The 5,778-nt window shown below is 23.8% G+C and carries 6 protein-coding genes; all 6 read right to left on the bottom strand.

Annotation, left to right across the window (positions count from 1 at the left end):
* Positions 1 to 148: 148 nt before the first annotated feature.
* Positions 149 to 439, bottom strand: a complete 291-nt coding sequence (cas2, locus tag Q5F54_RS09805) for a CRISPR-associated endonuclease Cas2 (RefSeq protein ID WP_281537681.1) — start codon at positions 437 to 439, stop codon at positions 149 to 151.
* Between the two features lies 1 nt (position 440).
* Positions 441 to 1,427 (bottom strand): CRISPR-associated endonuclease Cas1, encoded by a 987-nt coding sequence (gene cas1, locus Q5F54_RS09800; protein WP_281537680.1) that lies wholly within the window; start codon positions 1,425 to 1,427, stop codon positions 441 to 443.
* 2 nt (positions 1,428 to 1,429) lie between these two features.
* The gene (locus Q5F54_RS09795) at positions 1,430 to 2,083 is read right to left on the bottom strand and encodes a CRISPR-associated endonuclease Cas6 (RefSeq protein ID WP_302334335.1); all 654 of its coding nucleotides are present in this window, start codon (positions 2,081 to 2,083) and stop codon (positions 1,430 to 1,432) included.
* Between the two features lie 24 nt (positions 2,084 to 2,107).
* Positions 2,108 to 4,387, bottom strand: coding sequence for a CRISPR-associated helicase Cas3' (gene cas3 / locus Q5F54_RS09790; protein WP_281537678.1), 2,280 nt, complete (start codon positions 4,385 to 4,387; stop codon positions 2,108 to 2,110).
* The gene (cas5b, locus tag Q5F54_RS09785; protein WP_281537677.1) at positions 4,374 to 5,072 is read right to left on the bottom strand and encodes a type I-B CRISPR-associated protein Cas5b; all 699 of its coding nucleotides are present in this window, start codon (positions 5,070 to 5,072) and stop codon (positions 4,374 to 4,376) included. Before cas5b ends, cas3 begins: the two co-directional genes overlap by 14 nt.
* A 17-nt stretch (positions 5,073 to 5,089) precedes the next feature.
* Positions 5,090 to 5,778, bottom strand: a 689-nt coding sequence (cas7b, locus tag Q5F54_RS09780; protein ID WP_302334334.1) for a type I-B CRISPR-associated protein Cas7/Csh2, incomplete at its 5' end; no start/stop codon positions are given.

Genomic DNA, 5,778 nt, shown 5'->3' with positions numbered 1-5,778 from the left:
TTTTTTTCTATGTAACTCTCTTCCTTTTTCAACTTTATATCTTTTATCTTCATACTGTTTTATACCTAAGCACTTCATATAATAGATAAATCTTTTGCAATATAAAAATTCTATCATATCTGAAGGTGTTATATAGTATTGAAATTCATTAAAAGAATTTTGATATGATTTCATCAGTTACTAGCTCCTTATCAAAGGCTTGTCCTATAAGACCAGCCTTATTTAATTCTTTTTTACTCATTGTAAATACATATACAGAATCATTTTTTAGGTCTACTGTATCCTCTAGTCTAAGCTTAACTTCATCAAAATCATTCTCTTCAATATCACCTAAAAATATACTTTTTTGTACTCTATATAGACCTACATTTTTACAAATCTTTATGGCTTTTCTTCTTATTTTATCATCAGCTATATCGTACATTACCCATACTAGCAATTTATTCTGCCCCCTTTAGTATTCTATTCGCTATATTATGGCAATCAAATTGTATTATATTTTGAAGTTCTATATTTCTTCCCTTATACTTAGTTTTACTTTCCATATATTTGTTATACTCACCTATCAAAATTTCTTTTCCACTTTTATTTAAATAAAATCCACCTTCAACTTCATCAAAATGTTCACTTTTAACTTGTTTTGTTGAAAATAGCTTAAATACTATCTTATCAATATATACTCTATACATTTCTATAAGGTCAAATACTAATGCTTGTCTATTGTAATTATCAACATGCATAATACCTATATATGGGTCTAACCCTGCTATTATACATGCCATTTCTACATTAGAGTACATTATTCCATATCCATAATTTAGCATACAGTTAAATTCATCTTTTGCTGGATTTTTACTTCTTCCATTAAATTTATATTTTTCTGGCATAAGCTCTGATAACATTTTAAAATATACTCTACTTGCAGTTCCTTCATATCCCTGTATAGAGCTTCTTATATCTTTAATCTTTGTAGTATTTTCAATAGATTCTATATTATTTACTTGATTTTTTATTTTTTCTACAGCTTCTTTTATAATTAACTTTCTTTCATCTCTTCTATTTGATGCTAATACATTTAAGTGGTCTATTTGATTATTCATTTTTTGAGTTAAAAATTCTTTTATCAAAGTTGTTCCCATTATATTTTCTTCAAGTTCTAATTGTTTTTTTCTTATTGTACTTATGCTTCCCATCTTAGAGTGCCACACTCTAGCAAATGGTTGTCCATATTTTTTAAGAAATACTATATCTATATTATTTTCAACTGCTAGTTCTATTGCATCTGTTGTTAAAGCTGTAGATGTTGTTATTAATATTTGCTCCACTTTTTTAGCTGATATTTCTTGTTTTTGTCCGTCTTTTTTTAAACAAAAACATTCACCTACTTTACTTAAATATACCCCTTCTGAATTAACAATTAATTTCAAATTTATCCCACCTTTTTTATAGTTCCAAACCCTTTTGATACACTCTTTCCTAGACCTAAATAATCAGGTATATCAAAATTAACCTTGAATTCACCTACAAATCCTATGTGTTTTATTCCCTTTATAATAACTTCTTTTTCTTTTAAATTTATCCAACAATGTATCTTTTCTTTTACTGTATAATCTAATACTTTAGACATAGATATTATATTTCCAACTAATATCTTTTTTAATATTTCTTCTTTATCAACGTTATTTGAGTTTTTATATTTTGATATATTATTTTGATTTAATGCTATCCATGGAGTTATAAATTTATATTCTATATAATCATCTTTACATCCATAGTTTTGGTTTAATCTTAATATACTTTTTTCATAAATATTAATTAGTTTATCATCTATTAAAATTTCATCTTCAATTATACCTATATTAGCAACTAAGTTACTTGCTTTACCTATACCAATTATCATCGCAGTTTTATCTATAATTTTATATTGTACCATTGGATATCTATATATAAATTTGTCTTGATTATGGTTGTGCAGTATATCATTTTCTATATATTTATTTCCTAAATATCCTCTTATTTTTTCACTATCTCTAGGTTTTAAATCTATATTTTGTAATTCTAGTTTACATATATCTATATTCATATTTTCTCCTTATAATATGTTTTTTTAGAATATGATACATTCCTCTTCTTTTGATTTATATCCAAATTCTTCATCATATGTATTAGATAATTGATATTTTGATACATATCCAATTCCATATTCAATATTTTCTTTACATTTATTTCTAAATACAGTTATAACATATTTATAAAAATCGCCTTTTATAGAATCTAATTTATCCCTTCGTGTAAATGGGTCTTCAATTTTTAAGTATTCCTTATATTTGTTCCATACTTTACAAGCTTCATCATCCGCTTCTATAAATAATTGTACTTTATCTTGTTCTTCTATTAATTTAAATTTTTTACATATATCTTCAAATTCTAAATTATAAATTAATTCTTTTAATTTATTTGATTCATTATTACTTAAATTTTTCTTTAGTTCTCTAAAATACATATCACTTAAACTTTTATAGTCTTCTTCAAGTATAATAGTTTTTTCTTTTAATACATTTTCTGTTGCTTGAAGTAATATATCATCTCTATATACATACTTAGCTAGGTATTGATTATTATTTTTAACTTTAACTATATGTACTTCTCCTAAGTACTGTCCTCTATTTTCTCTATTGGATCTACCTGCACTTTGGTTTATAGAATCTAATGGTGCTATATCTCTTATTACTATATCCATATCAATATCAACACCTGCTTCTACCATTTGTGTACTTATAACTATATTTTTATATTTAGAATGTTTTATATTGTATATTCTATTTTTTCTTTCTTTTGGTATTATGCTTGTAGATAAATATATAAATTCTCTTTCATCTTTGTATTTATATAATTCTTTATATAATTCTTGTGATAATTTTATTGTATTAACGATTATTAATATATTTTTATTAGGATTATTTTCTATTATATTTTTAACATATTCAAAAAATTCTTCTTTATCTAATGGATTTTCATTTATTATTAATTTTGTTCTTTTGCATTGTTTAAAGTAATCTTCACATTTAGATGCTAATTCATATATTTCATTATTTTCAAATATTAATGGTTGAGTTGCTGTAATAAGTACAAAATATATATTTAATATATCTCCTATTTCCTTTAATAAAAGATTAATCACTTTCCAATATTTATATGGAATTGACTGAACTTCGTCTAATAATACTATAGAATCAGACAATGTATTAAACTTTATCAAGTTGCTATTTTTATTAGAAAATAAAGTGTCAAATATTTGTATAAATGTTGTGACTACTATTTGAGAATTCCAATTTTCTGTTAAAAATCTACCTTCATTTCCTTGGTAATAAAGATCTTCACTTCTATAGTCTTTAGGTGATAAATAATGATGCTTTAATATATCTTTTGATGATACAGTATTTACTTTCTTTACCTCTTTGATAGCATTTTGATAATCATCATAGTTTTGGTCTATAACTGATGTAAATGGTAAACAATATATAATTTTCATATCTTTATTTATTTTTTCTTTTAACTTTAATGCCATTGACATACAAGTATATGTTTTTCCACTTCCAGTAGGTAGTGTTATAGACATTATTCTGTTATTAGATTTTTTCATATTCTCTATAACATCTGTATAAACTATATCTCTAATATTATTAGGTTTTTGATTACCAAATTTTTTTATTTTATATTCATCAATTAATGTTGATGGTATATCATAAGTTATATCATTTTTTTCTCTAAATATAGCATGCTCTTTATCTGAATATATCAAAATAGAAAACAAAAACTTAATAAGAATATATTTTTCAAAATCATTATTATCTTCTAATTTATCATTATATTCATCTAAAATATCTTCTAATTTTTCTATTAAATCATCTATCTCTTCTAATGAAGGTAATTTTAATTCTAATTCATTACATATAGTATTTACTTCATCTTCCAATGCTTTATACTGCTCTTTTACAAACTTTTTATCTGAATCTTCAATATACATATCATCAACAAAATTTTTCAAATTTCCGTGGTGATGCTTTACGCATAAGTAACTTATTGTAGCTAATTCTTCATTTATTTCTTTTACATTATAAAAGCATATTAATGATGATAAAAATGCATGTGCTTTTAGTTTATCCTTTACGCTATTTTTTCCTAATAAATAATCTTGAAAATACTTTGTTCCTTTGCCAAGGTCATGGCAGTATCCAATCACCTTGGCTGTATGTTGTAATTGACCTTTACTATATTTAAAATTAATTGATTTATTTTCTATTAAAATTGCTCCTCTATCACCTACAAACTTTAAATGGTCTACTAAAAGACTATCTTGATGTGATTTTAATTTATAAAAATACAATCTTTTCTCCTCCACTTCCTAAGTAGTAATGTGTATTACACTTAATAGGTTTTCCATTTGTTTCAAATAAAACTTTTGCATATTCTGTTACTACTCGATTTACATCCATTTCATTTGGCATAGTATCTTTGAAGTATTCTTTTTCAGATTCAAAATCTATTTTTAAATTTTCATTAAAATTAATTGCTGTATCTATATAATCAAATTCATTATTATTAATTTCTTTTAAATCAATTTCAGATATATAGTCAAACTCAGATATAAATTCACTTAATCCCATTGATAAAGTATAATAGTTTTTGCCTTCTTCTAAGAAAGTTTTTACTTTATTGTATAAATTAATATCACTATGCGAAAAATATATTCTAAAGCTAGGATTTTTCAATAATTCGAAGGTTACTTGAGTCCTATCTTTTATTTTGCTATACATTTTAGCAGTTTTTGTATTTATAAGATTGTACGATATTCTAGTTTTATTTATAGGACTGTTTATTTGTATAGCTATTTTTGCATCTTCTTTGCTAAAATATTTTAAATATTCTTCTTTATCTAGACCTATTAATGCTCCTATCATACCACTTACTGTTGTTCTTGGTGGTATTGAAAATGTAAGAGGTGATGATGTTGTATAATACTTTTTAAAATGTCCATAATCTCCTTTTATGTCAAAAACTAAACATTTCACTATTTACCACCTCTAGTCTAAATTTCTAATTCTTTTATATCAATATTTTTTATAGCATCTTTTATATCTATTTCTTTTCCATCTAATTCTAATGCTATTTCTTCATCTATTTTATATTCTATATTTAATATTTTATCTTTATTTTTATCTAAAACTTTAACTAAATCATTTATGTTTACTGTATAATTTTTAGGACTTCTTATAGCTTCATCATCTACATTTTTATTTAATGATATTTTCTTCAGTAAACCACCTATATGATAATTTTCTTCTTTATAATTAACTTTTATAAGTAATCTTGGAAGTTGTCCTACTTTACTTCTTGATATAAGGTTTTTTGTTCCATTCCACATACCTTCAATAAGTAAATTTATATCACCTTGTGTTAAATTAGTTATTTTTGCTGCATTTTCATTTATAATTCCATAAAATCCTACTAAACTATATGAAAGTATATATTCTTCTCTAAATGTTTTATTTGCCTTTCCTTCTCCTGATGCAAATGCCCCTGTACCTTTAATTCTTTTTAAGTCAACTTTATGAAGAGACCTTCCTAAGTTAAACTGTACTGGTCCAGTAAATGTTACTGAATCTTTATTTAATGGTATAGTTCCTCCAAATAATCTTACATCTATACAGTTTTCTAGTACATTTTTACTTACTTCTTCTTTAGTTTTTCCAAAATCACTAGCTCTTTTTTTAGCAT

Source organism: uncultured Romboutsia sp., from assembly GCF_958366745.1.
Lineage (GTDB): Bacteria > Bacillota > Clostridia > Peptostreptococcales > Peptostreptococcaceae > Romboutsia > Romboutsia timonensis.
This window is presented reverse-complemented; position numbering and strand designations above follow the sequence as displayed.